Annotated in this window: 16 protein-coding genes; 8 read left to right on the top strand and 8 right to left on the bottom strand. The window is 42.5% G+C overall.

Features of this window, described 5'->3' with window-relative positions; genetic code table 11:
- Positions 1 to 95 precede the first annotated feature (95 nt).
- Positions 96 to 635: an SH3 domain-containing protein gene (locus H6G32_RS01985; RefSeq protein ID WP_190453946.1), complete on the top strand. Its 540-nt coding sequence runs from the start codon at positions 96 to 98 to the stop codon at positions 633 to 635.
- Positions 636 to 854: 219 nt separating this feature from the next.
- Here H6G32_RS01985 and glnA read toward each other — a convergent pair whose 3' ends face one another.
- Positions 855 to 2,270: a type I glutamate--ammonia ligase gene (gene glnA / locus H6G32_RS01990; protein WP_190453948.1), complete on the bottom strand. Its 1,416-nt coding sequence runs from the start codon at positions 2,268 to 2,270 to the stop codon at positions 855 to 857.
- A 361-nt stretch (positions 2,271 to 2,631) separates the two neighbouring features.
- Here glnA and apcB point away from each other — a divergent pair, with 361 nt between their 5' ends.
- The 4 genes from apcB (at position 2,632) to H6G32_RS02010 (ending at position 5,470) form a co-directional block, all read left to right on the top strand.
- On the top strand, positions 2,632 to 3,141 hold the full coding sequence (gene apcB / locus H6G32_RS01995) for an allophycocyanin subunit beta (protein WP_190453951.1): 510 nt from the start codon (positions 2,632 to 2,634) through the stop codon (positions 3,139 to 3,141).
- A 156-nt stretch (positions 3,142 to 3,297) separates the two neighbouring features.
- Positions 3,298 to 3,939 (top strand): Uma2 family endonuclease, encoded by a 642-nt coding sequence (locus H6G32_RS02000; protein WP_190453954.1) that lies wholly within the window; start codon positions 3,298 to 3,300, stop codon positions 3,937 to 3,939.
- Positions 3,940 to 4,066: 127 nt separating this feature from the next.
- Complete coding sequence (locus H6G32_RS02005; RefSeq protein ID WP_190453958.1) at positions 4,067 to 4,885, top strand: TlyA family RNA methyltransferase; 819 nt, start codon at positions 4,067 to 4,069, stop codon at positions 4,883 to 4,885.
- Between the two features lie 135 nt (positions 4,886 to 5,020).
- Positions 5,021 to 5,470, top strand: coding sequence for a DUF29 domain-containing protein (locus H6G32_RS02010; protein WP_190453961.1), 450 nt, complete (start codon positions 5,021 to 5,023; stop codon positions 5,468 to 5,470).
- Between the two features lie 230 nt (positions 5,471 to 5,700).
- Here H6G32_RS02010 and H6G32_RS02015 read toward each other — a convergent pair whose 3' ends face one another.
- From H6G32_RS02015 to H6G32_RS02040, 6 genes are all read right to left on the bottom strand, one after another.
- Positions 5,701 to 5,946, bottom strand: a complete 246-nt coding sequence (locus tag H6G32_RS02015; RefSeq protein ID WP_190453966.1) for a Calvin cycle protein CP12 — start codon at positions 5,944 to 5,946, stop codon at positions 5,701 to 5,703.
- A gap of 343 nt (positions 5,947 to 6,289) precedes the next feature.
- On the bottom strand, positions 6,290 to 7,645 hold the full coding sequence (locus H6G32_RS02020) for a GTP-binding protein (RefSeq protein ID WP_190454034.1): 1,356 nt from the start codon (positions 7,643 to 7,645) through the stop codon (positions 6,290 to 6,292).
- Between the two features lie 110 nt (positions 7,646 to 7,755).
- A complete protein-coding gene (locus H6G32_RS02025) occupies positions 7,756 to 9,927 on the bottom strand; it encodes a S8 family serine peptidase (protein WP_309232553.1) in 2,172 nt (723 codons plus the stop codon).
- 118 nt (positions 9,928 to 10,045) lie between these two features.
- Entirely contained in the window at positions 10,046 to 12,886 is a 2,841-nt protein-coding gene (locus H6G32_RS02030; protein WP_190453972.1) for a CHAT domain-containing protein, read from the bottom strand.
- Between the two features lie 173 nt (positions 12,887 to 13,059).
- On the bottom strand, positions 13,060 to 13,392 hold the full coding sequence (locus H6G32_RS02035; protein ID WP_190453976.1) for a hypothetical protein: 333 nt from the start codon (positions 13,390 to 13,392) through the stop codon (positions 13,060 to 13,062).
- 130 nt (positions 13,393 to 13,522) lie between these two features.
- Complete coding sequence (locus tag H6G32_RS02040) at positions 13,523 to 14,494, bottom strand: metal ABC transporter substrate-binding protein (RefSeq protein ID WP_375539783.1); 972 nt, start codon at positions 14,492 to 14,494, stop codon at positions 13,523 to 13,525.
- Positions 14,495 to 14,691: 197 nt separating this feature from the next.
- On the opposite strand from H6G32_RS02040, the gene H6G32_RS02045 reads away from it, so the two are divergent.
- Both H6G32_RS02045 and H6G32_RS02050 read left to right on the top strand, forming a co-directional pair.
- The gene (locus H6G32_RS02045; protein ID WP_375539784.1) at positions 14,692 to 15,462 is read left to right on the top strand and encodes a metal ABC transporter ATP-binding protein; all 771 of its coding nucleotides are present in this window, start codon (positions 14,692 to 14,694) and stop codon (positions 15,460 to 15,462) included.
- 62 nt (positions 15,463 to 15,524) lie between these two features.
- On the top strand, positions 15,525 to 16,370 hold the full coding sequence (locus H6G32_RS02050) for a metal ABC transporter permease (RefSeq protein WP_190453984.1): 846 nt from the start codon (positions 15,525 to 15,527) through the stop codon (positions 16,368 to 16,370).
- Positions 16,371 to 16,481: 111 nt separating this feature from the next.
- Here H6G32_RS02050 and H6G32_RS02055 read toward each other — a convergent pair whose 3' ends face one another.
- On the bottom strand, positions 16,482 to 16,766 hold the full coding sequence (locus H6G32_RS02055) for a hypothetical protein (RefSeq protein ID WP_190453987.1): 285 nt from the start codon (positions 16,764 to 16,766) through the stop codon (positions 16,482 to 16,484).
- 415 nt (positions 16,767 to 17,181) lie between these two features.
- On the opposite strand from H6G32_RS02055, the gene H6G32_RS02060 reads away from it, so the two are divergent.
- The gene (locus H6G32_RS02060) at positions 17,182 to 18,378 is read left to right on the top strand and encodes a site-2 protease family protein (protein ID WP_190453991.1); all 1,197 of its coding nucleotides are present in this window, start codon (positions 17,182 to 17,184) and stop codon (positions 18,376 to 18,378) included.
- Positions 18,379 to 18,511: the final 133 nt, after the last annotated feature.

Raw genomic sequence — 18,511 nt, forward strand, 5'->3', positions numbered from 1 at the left:
TAATCTAGCTATAAAGCTAACCCCAATTTATGTAAAATCCGACGTTAAAATAGAACAATAGTATTAGTGCTGGTGTGAAAAAGTTTAGAGCAGTTATGAAAAAAACATTTAAAAATTCGGCATCACAACTAGTGATGGGATTATCCCTAAGTTGTATTAGTGTGATGATTAATAGTGGGATAGCTAATCAAATAGTTTTGGCGAAAACCGCCAATCCAGTAAAATGTGATATTTTTGCCTATGTGACTGAGAAAGATCCCCAAGGTTTAAATGTGCGGAGTGGTGCAAGTACCAGGAACAAAATTTTAGGCACAGTACCCACCAACGAAACAGTTAAAATTATTGCTGTTTTGGGAAATTGGGTAAAGATTATTAATGCTAGTGATGGTTTTAAAGGAACTGGTTGGGTGTCTGTGCTCAAGTTAGGCATATCAACACGGGGCTATGGTTCTAATGGCGTGAATCTTTACGCCAATGCTAATCAACAAAGCAAAAAAGTAGGACGAGTTTCCCCTGATGTAAATGTTAATTTGTTAGGCTGTCAGAGCAATTGGGCATGGGTGGAATATCAAGGTGTTAAGGGTTGGTTGAAAAAAGAAGATCAATGTGGCGCTGCCCTTACTAGTTGTTCTTAATCAAATAGCCGTTTTGAAAAACCTATGCAAATCTAAAAAAACGTTATACCAATTCAAAATTCAAAATTAATAAAGCTTGATTTCATAGGTTTCCGGGCTTGTATTTGTCACATTCTTTTTTTCAAATAGGTATTAGTTGAATATATTTACTGTACACATATCAAATGTGGAAAAAAAGCCACCCTCTAGGGTGGCAAAAAAATTTACTAATTGTTGAAATTAGCAATCGTAATAGAGATAAAACTCATAAGGATGAGGACGCAACTGCATTTGCTTAACTTCGTTAACTAGCTTGTAGTCAATCCAGTTTTGGATAAAGTCTTGAGAAAACACGCCTGTATCTGTCAAGAAAGCGTGATCGTTTTCTAGTGCTTCTAATGCCAATTCTAGAGAACCTGGAGTTGAAGGAATTTTTGCCAACTCTTCTGGAGACAGTTCATAGATATTCTTATCTAAGGGTTCACCAGGATGGATTTTGTTCTTAATACCATCAATACCAGCACAAAGCATAGCAGCGAATGCTAAGTAAGGGTTAGAAGTAGCATCTGGACAACGGAACTCTAACCGCTTGGCTTTGGGGTTATCACCAGACAGAGGAATCCGCACAGAAGCAGAACGGTTACCTTGGGAGTAAGCCAAGTTTACAGGTGCTTCATAACCAGGTACTAGGCGCTTGTAAGAGTTGGTGGTGGGGTTGGTGATTGCCAATAGTGCTGGTGCGTGCTTGAGAATACCACCAATGTAGTACAGTCCCATTTCACTCATACCAGCGTACTTATCACCTGCAAACAGGGGTTTACCATCTTTCCAGATAGACTGGTGACAGTGCATACCAGAACCGTTATCGCCAAAAACTGGTTTTGGCATGAAGGTGACGGTTTTGCCGTACTTTCTGGCAACGTTCTTGATGACGTACTTGTAAGTCATCAGCCAGTCTGCTGCTTCGATTAATTTACCAAATTTGAAGCCTAGTTCGCACTGACCACCAGTAGCCACTTCGTGGTGTTGCTTTTCAATGGGTACACCGCAATCTGCCATTGTTAACAACATTTCTGTCCGAATATCTTGGAAGGTATCCGTGGGTGCAACTGGGAAGTAACCTTCTTTGAAGCGTGTTTTGTAACCGAGGTTGGGGCCTTCCTCTCTGCCGGTGTTCCAACGCGCTTCTGCGGAGTCTACGTAGTAGTAGCCTGCATTGGCGGTTTGGTCGTAACGGACATCATCAAAGATGAAGAATTCAGCTTCTGGCCCAAAGAAGGCTGTATCACCAAGTCCAGTGGAAGCTAAGTAATCTATTGCTTTTTGGGCAATAACCCGTGGGCAACGGTTGTACCATTCACCCGTCCGTGGTTCTTTAATGCTACAAATTATACTTAGAGTTGGCTCCTTCATGAACGGGTCGATCCAAGTGGTGTTTGGATCAAGTACCATTGTCATGTCTGATTCTTCGATGCCTTTCCAACCCCGAATACTGGAACCGTCGAAAGGTACACCATCAGAGAATGAACTCTCATCGATTTGGTTTTGGTACACGGTGAGATGCTGCCAAGTACCTAGTGTATCGATGAATTTCAGATCAATCATCTGAATTTTTTTGTCTTGAATCAACTTCAAGACTTCTTTTGGGGTTGTCATTGTTACTCCTTCTGTAGCCAATTAACTAAAGTCAAACCAGAATCTGCTAAAGCATCCTAACCCTGCGGAACTAACCCAAGTTGCGACACACCTGAAATATCCTAGATACTAGACATTGGGTAAATTTGTAGCCTTTGATACAGATTATCCTGATTACAGGTTATATTAACCTTTCTCGGCTGATCTGCACAAAACTGGAAAGTTCATCACATCATGGGACAACTTTGGCATAGAATCCTTAGATAGCGGATGGATTGTTTTTGTGCCGAGTCTATTTTAAATGGCACAAAAAATTTACTGGTGCATGAGTGCAGTCAAATAAATATCAAACCACAGATAGTAATGATTGGGAGAAACAGGAATGCGCGATGCAGTAACAAGTTTAATTAAGAATTATGACGTAACCGGACGGTATTTTGACCGGAATGCGATCGATAGCCTCAAGTCTTACTTTGAAAGCGGTACAGCACGAGTGCAGGCAGCAGCGGCAATTAATTCCAATGCGTCGGCAATTGTCAAACAGGCTGGTTCTAAGTTATTTGAAGAACAGCCAGAATTGATTCGCCCTAGTGGTAACGCCTATACGACTCGTCGTTATGCGGCTTGTCTGCGGGATATGGACTACTACCTACGCTATGCTACCTATGCCCTGGTTGCTGGTAACACCAATGTGTTGGATGAACGCGTGCTGCAAGGTTTGCGGGAAACTTACAATTCTTTAGGCGTTCCTATTGGGCCTACGGTTCGCGGTGTCCAGATTATGAAGGATCTAGTGAAGGCACAGGTTGCAGGGGCTGGTATCGCCAATACGGCTTTTGTGGATGAACCTTTTGACCATATCACTCGTGAGTTGAGCGAGAGAGATATTTAGCTAATTTAAGCCAGGGCGATTATAAATCGCGGCTATACAAATAAAGTCCGCCTACGCGGGATCAATGACTATCGCACTTTGGCTTTATTAGCAAGGTGCGTTTACTTTTTTTTAAACCTAAAATAAAACTATAGTTAGCGGTCTGATGCTTAAGCTATGTTTGCCCTAATATCACCAGATAAAACCCAAATTCCCCCAGGTGCAGTGGTGCGGATGCCAGCAACTTGGGAAGAATATCAAACTCTCTGCCAACAACGGGGCGATCGCACAATTCCCCGGCTAAAATATCGAGATGGGGAAGTTCTGCTGATGTCACCGTTGCCACAACATGGTCGAGATGTTCACCTCATCGCCAGTGTAATTACTACCCTTCTCGATTATTTTCAGCTTGAGTATGATGCTTTCACCCCGGTGACAATGGAACTCCCCGAAGAAAGCGGACTAGAACCCGATTACTGTTTCTACATTGACAACTGGCAAGCTGTATCTGGCAAAAAGCGCATTAACTGGAGTATTGATCCACCTCCTGATCTGGTGCTGGAAATTGATGTCACCAGTTATACTGATGTCAACGACTATCTACCCTATCGAGTGCCAGAAATTTGGCTGTGTAAACAAAAGCAACTGTTTATTTATCAACTTCACCAAAACAGCTATTTATCCCAAACCCATAGCCGCTACTTCCCTAATGTTGACTTACATGGGATTGTCCAGCAGTGTTTGAAAACTGCCTATAACCGCAATACGAGTGCAGCCATACGAGAACTGAGGCAATTCCTTGATCATGAAAAATCCTAACCCATAAAAACTCATTTTTTACTCGTAGTTATGCGGGAAAAGACTTCAAGATTTCTGTGACCAAACTTTTTGACTTGGCTACAACATCTATGCTTTAGATTTAATATCATCAGGAGAGTCAATTTAATTGGTTAAACAGCGACTAGATACGCTTTTAGTAGATTTAGGTTTATGTGGATCTCGTCAGCTAGCACAGCGGCTAATTCAAGCTGGGGAGGTGACGGTGAATCAACAAATGATTGATAAAGCCGGGACTGAGGTTGATGTTGCGGCGCAAATTCAAGTAAAAGAACGTCCTCCTTTTGTGTCTAGAGGTGGGGAAAAACTCTCTAAGGCTTTAGAAATCTTTGCAATTCCTGTAGCTGGACGGATTTGTTTGGATGGGGGAATTTCTACGGGTGGTTTTACTGATTGTTTATTGCAAGCCGGCGCCATCCAAGTTTACGGGGTTGATGTTGGTTACGGACAAGTTGATTGGAAAATCAGAACTGATGAACGGGTAGTTTTAAAAGAACGTACCAATTTACGTCAACTACAACCACAAGATTTATATGCTGAAAATGCAACGCTTCCTGATTTGGCGGTGGTGGATGTGTCGTTTATTTCTTTAACTAAGATTTTGCCTGCTTTGTGGCAATTGACGCAATCTCCCAGAGAGGCTGTGTTGCTGGTGAAACCACAATTTGAGGTTGGGAGGTCTCGTGTGGGTAAGAAGGGTGTTGTGCGCGATCCTAGTGACCAGGCTGGGGCGATTTTCCAGGTGTTGCAGGTGGCTCTAGAGTTAGGATGGAAATATCAGGGGTTAACTTGGTCGCCAATAACCGGGCCTGCGGGGAATATTGAGTATCTTTTGTGGTTGGGAATGGAAGGTGAAACACCACCGCCAGATTTAGAGGCGATTTTGCAAATGACGAAGAAAGTAGTTCAGGAGTTTCTAAAAAAATAGCTAATGACTGGAAATCGTAGCTACCAGAACGAACTCCGACGTCGGAGATTAAATAACTAAAATTATTCTAGGCTTTAAAAGAATGAAACAGCCCTGGTAAAAATATTTACTATTTAATCAATGGGAGATTTAAAAATGAGTAATCAATTCGGTTTGTCATCTCTCTATAGACAAGATTATGAATTATGGCTGGAGTCAACTATTAATCAGTTGCGACAGCATGACTTTGATAATTTAGATATTGATTTATTAATAGAAGAAATAGAGGAAATGGGTGGGAGCTTAAAAGATGCTTTAGAAAATAATTTAATTGTTATTTTAGCCCATTTACTTAAATGGAAATATCAACCCGGTCATCGTTCAGGAAGTTGGCGAGGGAGTATTAAAGAACATCGTCGCCGCATTAATAAATCTATCCAAAAACATCCCAGTTTGAGCAGATATTATGAGACTATTTTTGAGGAATGTTATCCTCCTGCTTTAGATTGGGCGGTGGAAGAAACCGGGTTATCTCAAGATATTTTTCCACCACAATGTCCCTTTACTCGTCAACAGGTAATAGATAGTCAATTTTTACCTGATTAAAAGCCAAAAAAATGCTAGTACATATTGTTTAAGGCATTACCGCTGATGTTAGAAGCTATTGGGCGTAATGACTAAATCAGCGGTGGTGAATCTAGGAAACGATTAGGGACTTCCGATTAAAAAAAAATATCCAACTAATTCTTGTGGGGTGGGCTTCTAGCCCGCCCAGTTTATTGGACTGGCGGGACGCCCATCCTACAAGATGGGATAATTTATTTGTTGGGGTTCCCTTAAACGTCGTATATTAGGCACTCTACGGAATCTGGATGGTTGTCGCAATAGTTTTCTAAGGAGTTTTGTTGTTGTTTTGCTCGCTGTTGATCTGCTTTTTCAGCTTGCAATTCTTCGACGATGTCCCAGGCTACAGCACAACCGGCGGAGTTACTGCCATTAATATCGCAGGTTTCGCGGGCTTCGGCGATCGCATCGACAATTGTTTGCTCAAGACTGGTAGTTGCATTTAAAGTTGTGGTCATGTTTTTTACCTTTGATCCTTGTGATAAAAACTGATTGTGAGCGGCTGTTAACATCAGGAAACTCACATTTCTTTTAGTTTAGATAAGTTCCGCAAAAGAGTTTGGTGTAAACACCGTCATTCTTTTAGCGAAAATGAGTGGTGAAAGCCCTCTTGTCATTTGCAATTTTTCAAGCTATTCAAGTTTCACCTGTTGCAATAACTGTTGAGTTTCGGGCTGTTTATGTACGCAACTCATCTGTTTTGCGGGTTACATTTAATTTAACTGAATTTCTTAAAAACATATTGTATTTGAGGCTACAAAATAATTTTTATTTATGAGCAGGGCTGAGGCGAGTTACATTTTAAAACTCTCCGAACTTACCTCCCAACTCTTGGCGCAAACGATACAAAATTGTATTTTGGTCAACTTCAGAAAGAATCTCTAGTATGACGGTGCTAGCGCCCAATTGTCCCCATGTACAGCCTTTTTCTAGATAGACTTGGGCGGCTTTACCTACAGAATAGGCGCCATAACCGGCGATACCTGCTTGAGCGATCGCACTGCCAGCGAAAACAGTAATATTGGTGGGATTGTCACCGCTAGCAAGAGCGGCTGTACTTTTGCCTAAACCTAACAGCACACTGCTGCCTAATTCTGAGAGTAGCAAGCCACCGGAACTAAATAAAATCGTTTTGAGAATTTTGCTAGCTTCATAGCTAGTCATTGGTAAACCATACAACCTAGCCAAAGAGCGAATTAAAGCCAAATCCGCCACAGTTCCGCCGAGAATATCTAAAAAAGCGATGGGATTTAGCCCAACTGCTAAAGCCTTGTATTTGGTAAATTGCCAGATGGTAGCCTCTGCTTCTTGTTGGCGTAAATCGATGGTTTTTTGAGCGATCGCAACGGATGCATCCCGTGCTTGGATGAGTGCGTTTAAAGCAAGTAGCGATCGCCCCTCACGATTCAATATCTTCAAAATTGTCTGCTTCAGTTCATCTACCTGAGGTGGTTGTGTCTCCCATTCATAACTAACACTTCCATCAGGCCACTCAACCCGCACCTCCATTGGGGCAGGTTCCGCTGCCACCATGACAATTTCATCAGGTAGTAAAGGCTGGGCTTGAGGATTTGCTGCGCCCAGTTGCTGTAAATTATTGTAAATCGTTGTCCGGTCTGTATCTGGGTATAAGTCTATCTTGTTAAAGACCAAAATCAGGGGTTTTTGTGCTTGTCGCAATTCCAGCAATCCCTGATACTCTGTGCGCGTGATATCTCCAGACACCACAAACAAGATTAAATCAGCTTGCTGTGCCACAGATCGCGCCATTTGCGCCCGTGCATCACCCTCAATTTCATCTAATCCAGGGGTATCAATTAATTCAACCAGAACTTTACCTCCTGGTTGCCAACGTACAGAACGAGGCCATTGAGTAACACCATTAAGGGGCCCAGTTGGCAAAATCTTTTCTCCCAGCAAGGCATTTAATACCGCTGACTTCCCCCGACTCACCAAACCAAAAACAGCAATTCTAATCACATTAGAATCTAGCTTGTTGAGGGTAGCGTTTAAAGCCTCTAATTCTGGTTTCACCAAAGCCGCCAATTCTGGGTTTGATGTTAACTGTCCTGATTTCCGGAGATATCCATACCAAGACAGCGCTTGTCTGAGGCTAGCACGAGCGCGGTTTAAGTGACTTTCTTGCTGATTTCGCACTGGGTTAGGTTGATTCAAGGTGGAAGAAACCACAGGTTACATATCTATTTTGGTCTAATTTTTGGGTTGTCTGTTTCCACTTCTGTAGCTAGTTTTTTCAGACTTATTGCTCAACGTCCCTGTTTCACTGCCTGAACTGCTGCATCGGCGTTGACTAGTCCTTTACCAAAGAAGAGTTGCTGACCTTTAACTGAGGGTTGTGTACGATATCCCTTGGCATCTTCCTCAGAAATAGTCAGCCCTTGGTAAGTGGCTGTAGATTTAAGGATACTGATCAGGCGATCGCGACTCAATACTCTTTTGGGATCTTCTCCCTTCATTAATGCCACCACTCCAGCCACCGCTGGGGAAGAAAAAGATGTCCCTTGTACCCACCAATACTTACCTTTAGAGTCAACCTCAGAAGACCAACGAGAGGTGGGGTTGGGTATCCCTTGCCAAAAGGCATTTAGCCAAGTACCACCTGTGGCGGGAATTCCCCCCAACAATCCTGGTGTATCTAGGTCGCCTCCTGGTGCAACTACATCTAATCCCTTGCCGTAATTACTGTAGGAAGCACGATTACCCAAAATATTAGTGGCCCCAACTGCAACTACTCCCGGATAAGCAGCAGGGAAAGCGACTTGATGACTGTTGGAGTTACCAGCAGCAGCGACAATTACTAGTTTAGGGTTGGCTTTGAGGACATCAGCGATCGCTTCTTCTTCTTCTGTAGAAGGTAGGGTACTACCCAAGCTGAGATTGATAATATCAGCGCCGCGATTAGCCGCATAGCCAATGGCTTCAATGTAGGCAGAAGGCTCAAAACTACCATTTAACCCAAACACCCGCACTGGTAAAATTTGAGCATTGGGAGCCACACCTGCTAATCCTTGTTCATTTTGTGGTTTAGCGGCAATAGTTCCACTCACATAAGTACCGTGAAATTCCCCACCTATTTGATCAGTGCGAAAAACATAACGTAACACCTCAGCAACTTCTTCTAGTGAATACTCTGGGTTTTCTAGCTTCACTTCCAGCGCTTCTTTGAGGTATCGCTCAACTAATCGAGCGTCAGTTAGTTGGAAGGTATCCTGAAATTTTGCACCGAGAACAGCCAGTTCTTCTGGACTGACGCGAGTATCAGCATCACCGATTTTGCAGGGGTCGCTGCTATCACCACCGGCAGAAAAATCCCAGCCGTGAACTTCTCCTGGGCATTTATCGGCAGCTTTGACTGTATATAAATTATCTGCCAAATCGGGATGATCCCACTGAATTAGGCTGTCTAGGACTGCCACAACTACACCGCGTCCCCCATTGCTACGTTTCCAGGCATCTGTAACCCGCATATCTGTGCGGGATATTACCGTTTTTGTTGCCACATTTGGTTTTTGCAGGCAGGTTTGCAGTGATTCCCAGGCAGATGTTTCCTGTTGCAGACATTGTTTGAGAGGTAAGCTGTTCAGATGCCATGCTAATCCTAGTAAGTTGGTTTTTGGGGAAATGCCTTTGCTAGATTCGGGGGCGGTATTTTCTTTGGTCAGGGGGTAAAATTGCGCAGATTTTTTGAGCTTGGCAACTTGTTTGGCAGATGTTTTGAGCTTTTGGTCAGTAACAGATTGGATAAAGTTGGGTGATGCAGAAGTCACCCCCTTGACACCGTTGAGTTGGTTGGCAACATTGAGGACTTTTGTGCCAGCAGCAGTAGTGGATTTGACTAGATAGCGTGAGCGATTGAAGCGCAATGGACGGACAATCGCTAAATTATTTTGCTGTAAAATTGCTTGCCTCTGACTCTCCGTGAGTTTGGCATCAAAGCTGATAATAATTTCGTTGGGGACAATAATAATTTCTTGGCTTTGACTGCGAGTCAGCACCGGTAGGATTGTTTGCACATAGGCTTGCTGTTGGATACGCTGCTGCACAACTTTCTCCGTTCCCGTTGGCAGACTGACCACAGCATAATTTTCGCCCAAAGGACTGACCTTTGGTGGAGTAGTTGTGCGAACGCTGCCCTGGATGTCTTGCTGGAGTTGGAGGTACAGGGGGGGACTACCACCAAGACGACGTGTTCCAGCTACTTTTTTAAAAGCAACTGCGATCGCATCCTCTCGCTGATTTAGAGCTATGCGTTGTCCTTTATATATGTAAAATAAATCACCACTCTCTTGAGTTTGTGCCACTGCCCTTACCTGTGGTGAAATGGAAAACATACCCAACCCAGACCAAACACAACCAGTTAGTAAAATGCCAGATGCGATGCCTTTCATAGCCCGATTTCCACTATTTTTGTCATTCACTGAACATTACTCACATTCCCCAATTAGGGTAAAAGCTGCCCAATATTGAAGATTTGAATATTTTTTATTAGTATCCCACGACCCAAGGCAGCAGGTTTATCTGGGTTTTCACTGAGTTTTATTCTGCTTCACCGATGAGGGTAAATGCAGCCCAGTCAATCGGATTAGAATATTTTTGTTTTGTAGTCAGCATGGCTTGTCTTAGGGCTACAGCTTTATCAGGATTTTTCTGGAGGTTCTGATAAAACTCGGTCATGAGAAAGGCTGTAGAGTTATCTGGTACAGACCATAGCGATACAATGACGCTAGGAACTCCGGCAGTAATCAAAGAACGGGATAAGCCGATGACACCATCACCTGTAATATTGCCAACCCCAGTATTACAAGCACTCAGGACAACGAGTTCGGCGTTAAGTTTCATGTCAAGAATTTCGCCGGCTGTCAAAAAACCGTCATCTTGACCACCAGCAGCAAAAACCATAGCTCCCGGTACACCCAATCCTTTAAAATCATCAAGTAAGCCGTGGGTAGCAAAATGAATTATCCTGGCTTTAGTCATCTTTTGCACAATCGAAGTCTCAGTTGCTTTGCTACCTGTAATTGCTTTAGTTTTAAACAAATTTGCAATCTTAATAGCTTCTATTTCTGCACCAGGGAGAGCTAGTAACTGCTCGTTTGCAATGGGAACTTTCGGCATTGTAGGATTGCCAACTACTAAAATTTCTTCACTCCCTACTCCCCGTTTTCCACTCCTTAGTTTTGAAAAGCGGGTTAAGTCTAAAACTTGAATTGCAGGGGCTGTGAGAATAGTATGTTTCTCAATCAAGTATTTGCCTTGTTCATCTTGCAGTGCAGGGAAAGGCACAAGAAACAGCGAGTCTTGGGGAATAAAGATGACACGGGCATTAGGATTGGTGGGAAGATGGGAAGCGATGGGTTTTATCAAGATTTCATGGAGTTTTTGTAGCTGTTGTGTTTGCTGACCTCCACCTGTAGGCTCAACGTTGATACCCCGACCTCTTGCACCCATAGATTGACGGCTGTTGTTTACTAACTCTTTGAGGGAAGTATCTAGGCTTTTTTGCGGGTCAACTTGCTCAAAGAAAATTTCACCTGTAGGTTTGGCTACCCATATGTAGAGTGCATTATTCCATGTTGTGGAATATTGAATGAGAGTAGCATTGTGAATTTTGGCAATTTCTTTAATTTGCTGAATTGTCAAAGGTTTAATATTAAATTGAGCGTTTGGTTTTTCTAATCGTTTAGAGGCTAACAACTCAACAAATGCTCTAGCTCTAGCGCGGTCGGCTACTTCTAAAGCAGCTTCAATTTTATCTTGGGCAATTAAGCTGTGTATGAGAAACCGGTAAGTTTCTGCCTGGTTTTCAAAGATAGATATTTTTTGATCATCAGTTAATCCTGGTCGCAGAGATTCCCAAATTTCTACAGCAGCAAATAGGGTTTTTTCAGCATTATAATATTGACCAAGACGATTATAAATTGCTCCAATGTTGTTAAGAGTTATCCCTTCACCCAGCTTGTCGCTAATTTGTTTGGCAATGGCATTTGATTGTTGAAATAACTCTAAGGCTTCGGGATACTTTCCCAAGTTGCGGTAAACTTCTCCAATATTATTAATAGTTGTTCCTTCCCTTTGCTTGTCACCAATTTGTTTGTGAATGACTAATGCTTGTTGAAATAACTCTAAGGCTTGGGGATACTGTCTTAAGTTGCGGTAAACTTCTCCAATATTATTAATAGTTGTTCCTTCCCCTTGCTTGTCACCAATTTCTTTGTGAATGACTAATGCTTGTTGAAAAAATTTCAAGGCTTGGGGATATTTTTCCAAGTTGCGGTGAACCTCCCCAATATTATTGACAGTTTTGCCTTCTCCAAACTTGTCGCCAATTTGTTTGCGAATTACTAAAGCTTGTTCTAAAAATTTCAAAGCTTGGGGATACTGTCTTAAGTTGCGGTAAACTGAGCCAATATTGTTGAGAATTACCCCTTCTCCAGCCTTGTCACCAATTTCTTTGGCAATGACTAAAGCTTGCCCAAAGAATTCTAACCCTTTGGCATATTGCCCTAGATTATCGTAGGTCAATCCGATATTGTTGAAAACTGTTACTTGTTCAGCTTTGTTTCCAATTTCTTTGTCAATGGCTAAGGCTTGCCCAAAGAACTCCAGCGCTTTGGTATACTCCCCTCGTTGGTTGTAAACTGAGCCAATATTGTTGAGATTAATGCCTTGCTGTGCTTTGTTTCCGACTTCTTGGTGAATAGCTAAAGCTTGCTCAAATAAGTCTAAGGCTTTGGTATACTCTCCTCGTTGGTTGTAAACTGAGCCAATATTGTTGAGAATTCCCCCTTGCTGCCCTTTGTCACCGCTTTTTTTGTAAATGGCTAAGGCTTGTTCAAAGAAATCTAGCGCTTGGGTATAATCTCCCATGCGGTTGTGAACTGAGCCAATATTTTCAAGAATTCCCCCTTGCTGCCCTTTGTTATCGATTTCTTTGTGAATAGCTAAGGCTTGCTGGTAGAACGCCAAAGCTTTGGGATATTCTCCTAATTTGTTGTAAACTAACCCAATATTGTTAAGAGTTCCCCCTTCGCTGGCTTTGTCGTCAATTTGTTTGTAAATGGCTAAAGCTTGCTGAAGAAACTCCAAGGCTTTGGCATATTCTCCTAAGCTGCGATAAACTCCACCGATTTCATTAAGAATTACTCCTTCGCCTCGGCGTTCGCGGATTTGTCTGACAATTACTAAACCTTGCTCAAAGGTTTTTAAAGCTTCTTGAAACTGGCCTTGATTAAACTGCTGAATACCTAATTGGTAAAGCCGCAAAGCCTGATTTTTTTGCTGTTGATAAGTTTGCGCCTGGGCTGTTAGGGGAGAGAGGGATATCAGAGGCAAGGGAGATAAGGTCAAAAGTGTGAAGTATTTCAGGCAGTTGTGCATTGCAATTCTTCTTGCAGTAGTTTGATTGCTTGCTTACAGTTATATCCGCTCTGAAAAACTTTCCCAAAACTAGTAGTCTGTCAAATAAATTTTGACGGATAAAGAAACCTATCCCTTCGGGAGCGGTCGGTATTACCGCAAAGGACGCCAGGTTTAAGCCCCATGATTAGCCACTACCACCAAATACGATTACCGTGTTCATCCACTCGTGCTTGGCGAATGATATCAGATATTTCTTCAGCATCTTTTACATGGTGGAGTGCTTTTTTTGTACCATCAGGATATTCCACCACAAAGTAAGTCGGGACTTTAATCCAGTCACCTGTAATGTCGGGGACGTCTACAGCAACCTGCTTGGCTTTTTCTTGAATTGATTGTGGTTTTTCGGAAATTCTATCTCCCGGATTTGCTGTTAAATCTCTTTCTTTGACTGTTGGTTCTTCACGAGAATGGGGGTCTTCACTGACTGGCTGGTGAATTTCCTCGTCTAGATAATCGTTAGTCATAGGTGTGTCGCAAATGAACAACTGTGTTTTCGCTAAACATAAATTTTAGAAAATTATCAGCGTGAACAGTTCTTTCTCCAGAGAGAGCTTGAGGGAGATTTTGAGGTATTAAATAATAGTTACATCAGAGTTAATCAACCTTGCTGATGCTGTTAGATTTATTTGTTTGGAATGGTGTATATTTTCCGCCCAATGCTTCTACAATGCTGCGGGTATTTGCCTGCATCATTGTGATGTAAGTATCTCCGTCGCTGCCTTTTGCACCAATAGAATCAGAGTAAAGTTGGTGCGGGGCTAATGTCACGCCTGCTTCTTGGGCAACGGTTTTAATTAATGCTGGATTAATTGTTGTTTCGGCAAAAATTGCGGGTACGCCTATCTTTTTAACTGACTCTACTAATCGCTGTACTGTTTGGGCGCTGGGTTGTTCTTCGGTGCTGATGCCAATTAAAGTCCCGGCGATCGCTATTCCATAAGCTTGCCCATAATATTGAAATGCATCGTGGGTGGTGATGAGTTTGCGTTTTTCTGGGGGAATGGTTTGAATTTGTTGACTAATCCAAATATTTAACTGCTGTAATTCCTGAGTAAGTTCTGAGGCCTTCTGAGTGAATTTTTCTCTATCTGCTGGTGATAACTCAATCAAAGCATCTCGAATTGCCTCTACCATGGCGATCGCATTTTTTCCATCCCCCCAAATGTGGGGATCTGGCACGATTTGCCCTTTGCCTTTGTCCAACTGCAAAGGTTTGACAACTTCCCCCACCGCTAACTTCCGTGCCTTCCCCCCAGTGGCATTCATTAACTTAATCAGTCCTGGTTCTAGGTTGTAGCCGTTATACAAAATCAAGTCGGCTTTTTCTAAAACCCGGCTATCTGCTGGTACTGGTTCGTAAACATGAGGATCAGTACCGGGTTTGAGAATTCCGCTGAGGTGAATCTCGTCGCCGGCAATCTCTTGTGTCAAGTCAGCAATAATGGTACTCGTTGCTACGACTTGGGGCTTACCCTCTCCTTTGGCCGAGTCGGGGTTAGGGTTCACTTTGGTACAACTCAATAAAGCCAAAGGTAAAAGCATCCCTAGGCAAAGCCTCGAAACCATTGTTTTCTGCTTCCCGGCTGCCTGACTCTCTATCTTAAGTATTAGTTTCATTTATGTTAGATATTACTTCTAATTATGATTTTTTTCATATTTCTCTCATTTTTATAGTAAGCTCAAGAAATGGATAATTAAACAAAGTTATGCAAAAAGTCTTTTTTTACCAGAAATTTAGCCAATCTCAGCGACAGTTCCGAGAGATGCCTGCACAAGCTATAAAAACCATTGAGATGAATTCCTCAGCACCAATTAACATCGCTCATTTAGCAGTACACTACCGTACACAAGAAGCCTTGAGGGATGTTAACTGTATTGTTAAACCGGGGCGGCTGACGGGGATTTTTGGGCCCAATGGTGCTGGTAAAAGTACGCTGATGAAAGGCATATTGGGGTTAGTTCCCCTGAGTGGTGGTACAGCGTTATACCAAAGTAAGCCTTTGATGCAGCAACTAGAGAAAGTTGCCTATGTGCCACAACGTAGTCAAATAGACTGGACTTATCCCGCTACAGTCTGGGATGTGGTGATGATGGGACGGGTAAAAAAAACGGGCTGGTTACGTAGTTTCTCAGCAGTTAGCCGCCAAGTAGCAAAAGCTGCCATAGAACGGGTGGGTATGAGTGCTTATGGCGATCGCCCGATTGGTGAACTTTCTGGAGGACAACAACAAAGGGTATTTTTAGCCCGTGCTTTAGCCCAGCAAGCAGACATTTTCTGCTTTGATGAACCATTGGTAGGTATCGATCAGAAAACCCAGTCAGTAATTTTTGAAGTCTTCCACGAACTCACCGCTGCTGACAAAATCGTCCTAGTAGTCAATCACGATTTAGGCGAATCAATCACCCACTTTGATGATTTAATCTTACTAAACCGTGAATTAATCGCCACAGGCTCACGGCAACAAGTACTCACAGAAGAAAATCTCAATCTTGCTTATAGCGGTAAAGTAATGTACTTTTCTGATGCTGCCTAAAGGATGGAGAAACCCTCAAGGATCGGTTTTCCCTGCCCCTACATTTTATCAATCAAGAAACTATGCTCCAAGCATTAATTGAGCCGTTGCAATATGGCTTTATGCAGCGTTCACTCATGATTGCCATTTTAGTTGGTTTGTTGTGTGCAGTCGTTGGTAGTTACTTGATGGTACAACGACTAGCATTGCTGGGTGATGCTATTAGCCACTCAGTTTTGCCCGGTTTAGCGATCGCCTTTATGGTGGGAAGCAATATATATCTGGGGGCGTTTATTGCCGGTGTCTTGAGTACAATGGTGATCTCTGTAATTAGGACGCGATCGCCTATTAAAGAAGATGCCGCAATGGGTATAGTCTTCTCAGCATTTTTTGCTCTGGGAATTACTCTAATTACCCTCATTCAAAAAGATAACAAAATCGACCTAAACCACTTTCTTTTCGGCAACATTCTCGGCGTCACTGGTGACGAAGTGCGAGATACGGCGATCATAGCCGCTATAGTTTTAATAGTCGTTGTTTTAATCTACAAAGAACTTTTATTTTACACCTTTGACCCTTTAGGTGCTCAAGCCGCAGGCTTGCCAGTTAATCGGCTAAATTTTGGCTTAATGTTGCTGATTGCTTTAACAATTGTAGCCAGCATGAAGGCTGTAGGCGTCATCCTCGTATTATCACTTTTGATTACGCCGGGAGCCACTGCCTATTTATTAGTTAAACGCTTACACCAAGTCATGATTTTCGGGGCAGTGATTGGCGTATTTTCCAGTATCAGCGGTATGTATCTCAGCTATTTTTATAATTTGCCCTCTGGCCCGGCAATTGTGTTAGTCGTATCCGGGTTATTTTTGTTGGCATTACTATTTAGTCCGAGACACGGGATTTTGATACCAAATGTCAAACAGAAATAGTTTTGGGGTTTGGTGAAGCAAGGCGATGACTGGACTGTGATTTATCTCCCTTTGAGAGAGGATTTAGCAAGGCGAGTATTTAAAGACAAGTTAAGATTAATTTTCACAAATTTAATTGCCGCTGATTAACAAACGGCAGACAAAGATAACTATTTTATACCAAATCCAACGAATTGGTTTAAGCAGGAAATAAAAAATAATCGCCTGTACTTTCTCTTGACTAGGTTGATGACAGAAATGTAAAACCATCAACAATGGTAGAAATAGTGCATAAACAAAAAAAGTAGGAATTACTGAAACATTCTTGGCAATCGTCCGCGCCTGGATTTCAGCAGGAGGAAGGTTTACAATGTCTATATCATCAAGGCCTTTCATGTAAAAAGCTTCTAATATCATACCGTCTATCTCGGCAATACAGCATTAGTATCTACGTTATAAAACACACATTATCATGATTTATGGTTTATAAGTGTTTAAGGTTTTACAAATTATTTATGATTTGTTTAAGTAGAAAAGCGTCATTAATTAAAAATAACTTTGTAAAGAAATCTGAACTAGTACAGATCGGACAAAATAAACCACTCATTCCAAATCTCTAAAAATCTCACACTATATCCATTTTGAATTTTGAATTTTGAATTTTGAATTTTGAATTCCGCCTTGCGGTGTGAATATCTGAAATTAATTGTCTATTCTAGAAGTTAGAGCATCTCGCACCGAGACTATTGTGTTAGAGCCATTGCCGTATAAAAATAGACACACAATATTCAGGATAGAGACTGCTGGAAATATTTAGTTTTAGGACAATGCAATGGAAACAAATTGGAAAATAGGGTCTTTATTTGGAATTCCTCTATTTTTAGACCCGTTGTGGTTTGTAATTTTAGGGCTGGCAACCCTCAATTTTGGGGTAGCTTACCAGGAATGGGGGACAGCGATTGGTTGGAGTGCTGGCATAGTCATGGCGCTGTTGCTATTTGCTTCTGTATTGTTGCATGAATTGGGTCACAGCTTAGTTGCTCAGTCACAAGGTATTAAGGTTAACTCAATTACCCTGTTTTTGTTTGGTGGCATTGCTGCCATAGAAGAAGAATCAAAAACTCCGGGCAAAGCTTTTCAAGTAGCGATCGCCGGGCCGATAGTTAGCGTTATCCTATTTTTAGTGCTGCGTCTGGCTAGCAATGTTGTGCCTGAGGCTAGCCCTCTGGATGTAATGTTGGGGGATTTAGCGAGAATTAACTTAGTTGTAGCCTTGTTTAACTTGATTCCTGGCTTACCACTAGACGGGGGACAAGTCTTAAAAGCAGCACTATGGAAAATAACAGGCGATCGCTTTCAAGCGGTACACTGGGCAGCAAGGGCGGGGCAAATTTTGGGTTATAGTGCGATCGCCTTAGGATTTGCTGTAGACTTCTTAACCAAAGAATTAGTGTTTGGTTTGTGGATTGTCATGTTGGGTTGGTTTGCTGTCCGCAACGCCAACAGCTATGACCGTGTTACCACATTGCAAGAAACCTTGTTAAAGCTAACCGCCACCGATGCTATGACCCGTGATTTTCGTGTGGTCGATGCAGACCAGACATTACGTGAGTTCGCCGACCTATACCTTTTAGAAACTGCCTTTTTGCAAGCTTATTTTGCCGCTTCTGATGGACGCTACCGGGGTATGGTTTTCGTTGATGATTTGCGAACAATTGAACGAAGTCAATGGGAAACCCAAACCCTGCACAGCATTGTTCATCCCCTCACCACAATACCCTCCGTTGCTGAGTCAACTACTCTGGCAGAGGTGATTAACAAATTAGAAAATGAACATCTACGCCAAATCACCGTTCTTTCTCCCGCCGGTGCAGTCGCAGGTGTCATTGACCGGGGAGACATTATGCAGTGTTTAGCACATAAGTTAGATTTGCAGATTACCGAAGCTGAAATCAAGCGCATCAAAGACGAAGGCAGCTATCCACCTGGTTTACAACTAGGGGTAATAGCAAAATCAACTAGAAGTTAAAGAGAGGAAGTTAATCAGCATTCAGCTTGAACAGCAAGGAGCCTCTCACCTACCCGCAAGGGAGGTGACGAGAGGAATTGCGAGACAAAAACGAAACGTCCCTTGACCACATCAATCCGCAGGATTGACCGAG

The organism is Cylindrospermum sp. FACHB-282, assembly GCF_014697195.1.
Classification (GTDB): Bacteria; Cyanobacteriota; Cyanobacteriia; order Cyanobacteriales; family Nostocaceae; genus Cylindrospermum.

Bases quoted from the DNA above. Each gene is read 5' to 3' on its own strand.
- H6G32_RS01985 (WP_190453946.1), top strand. From the start codon at position 96: ATGAAAAAAACATTTAAAAATTCGGCATCACAACTAGTGATGGGATTA.
- glnA (WP_190453948.1), bottom strand. From the start codon at position 2,270: ATGACAACCCCAAAAGAAGTCTTGAAGTTGATTCAAGACAAAAAAATT.
- apcB (WP_190453951.1), top strand. From the start codon at position 2,632: ATGCGCGATGCAGTAACAAGTTTAATTAAGAATTATGACGTAACCGGA.
- H6G32_RS02000 (WP_190453954.1), top strand. From the start codon at position 3,298: ATGTTTGCCCTAATATCACCAGATAAAACCCAAATTCCCCCAGGTGCA.
- H6G32_RS02010 (WP_190453961.1), top strand. From the start codon at position 5,021: ATGAGTAATCAATTCGGTTTGTCATCTCTCTATAGACAAGATTATGAA.
- H6G32_RS02015 (WP_190453966.1), bottom strand. From the start codon at position 5,946: ATGACCACAACTTTAAATGCAACTACCAGTCTTGAGCAAACAATTGTC.
- H6G32_RS02030 (WP_190453972.1), bottom strand. From the start codon at position 12,886: ATGCACAACTGCCTGAAATACTTCACACTTTTGACCTTATCTCCCTTG.
- H6G32_RS02035 (WP_190453976.1), bottom strand. From the start codon at position 13,392: ATGACTAACGATTATCTAGACGAGGAAATTCACCAGCCAGTCAGTGAA.
- H6G32_RS02040 (WP_375539783.1), bottom strand. From the start codon at position 14,494: ATGGTTTCGAGGCTTTGCCTAGGGATGCTTTTACCTTTGGCTTTATTG.
- H6G32_RS02045 (WP_375539784.1), top strand. From the start codon at position 14,692: ATGCCTGCACAAGCTATAAAAACCATTGAGATGAATTCCTCAGCACCA.
- H6G32_RS02050 (WP_190453984.1), top strand. From the start codon at position 15,525: ATGCTCCAAGCATTAATTGAGCCGTTGCAATATGGCTTTATGCAGCGT.
- H6G32_RS02055 (WP_190453987.1), bottom strand. From the start codon at position 16,766: ATGATATTAGAAGCTTTTTACATGAAAGGCCTTGATGATATAGACATT.
- H6G32_RS02060 (WP_190453991.1), top strand. From the start codon at position 17,182: ATGGAAACAAATTGGAAAATAGGGTCTTTATTTGGAATTCCTCTATTT.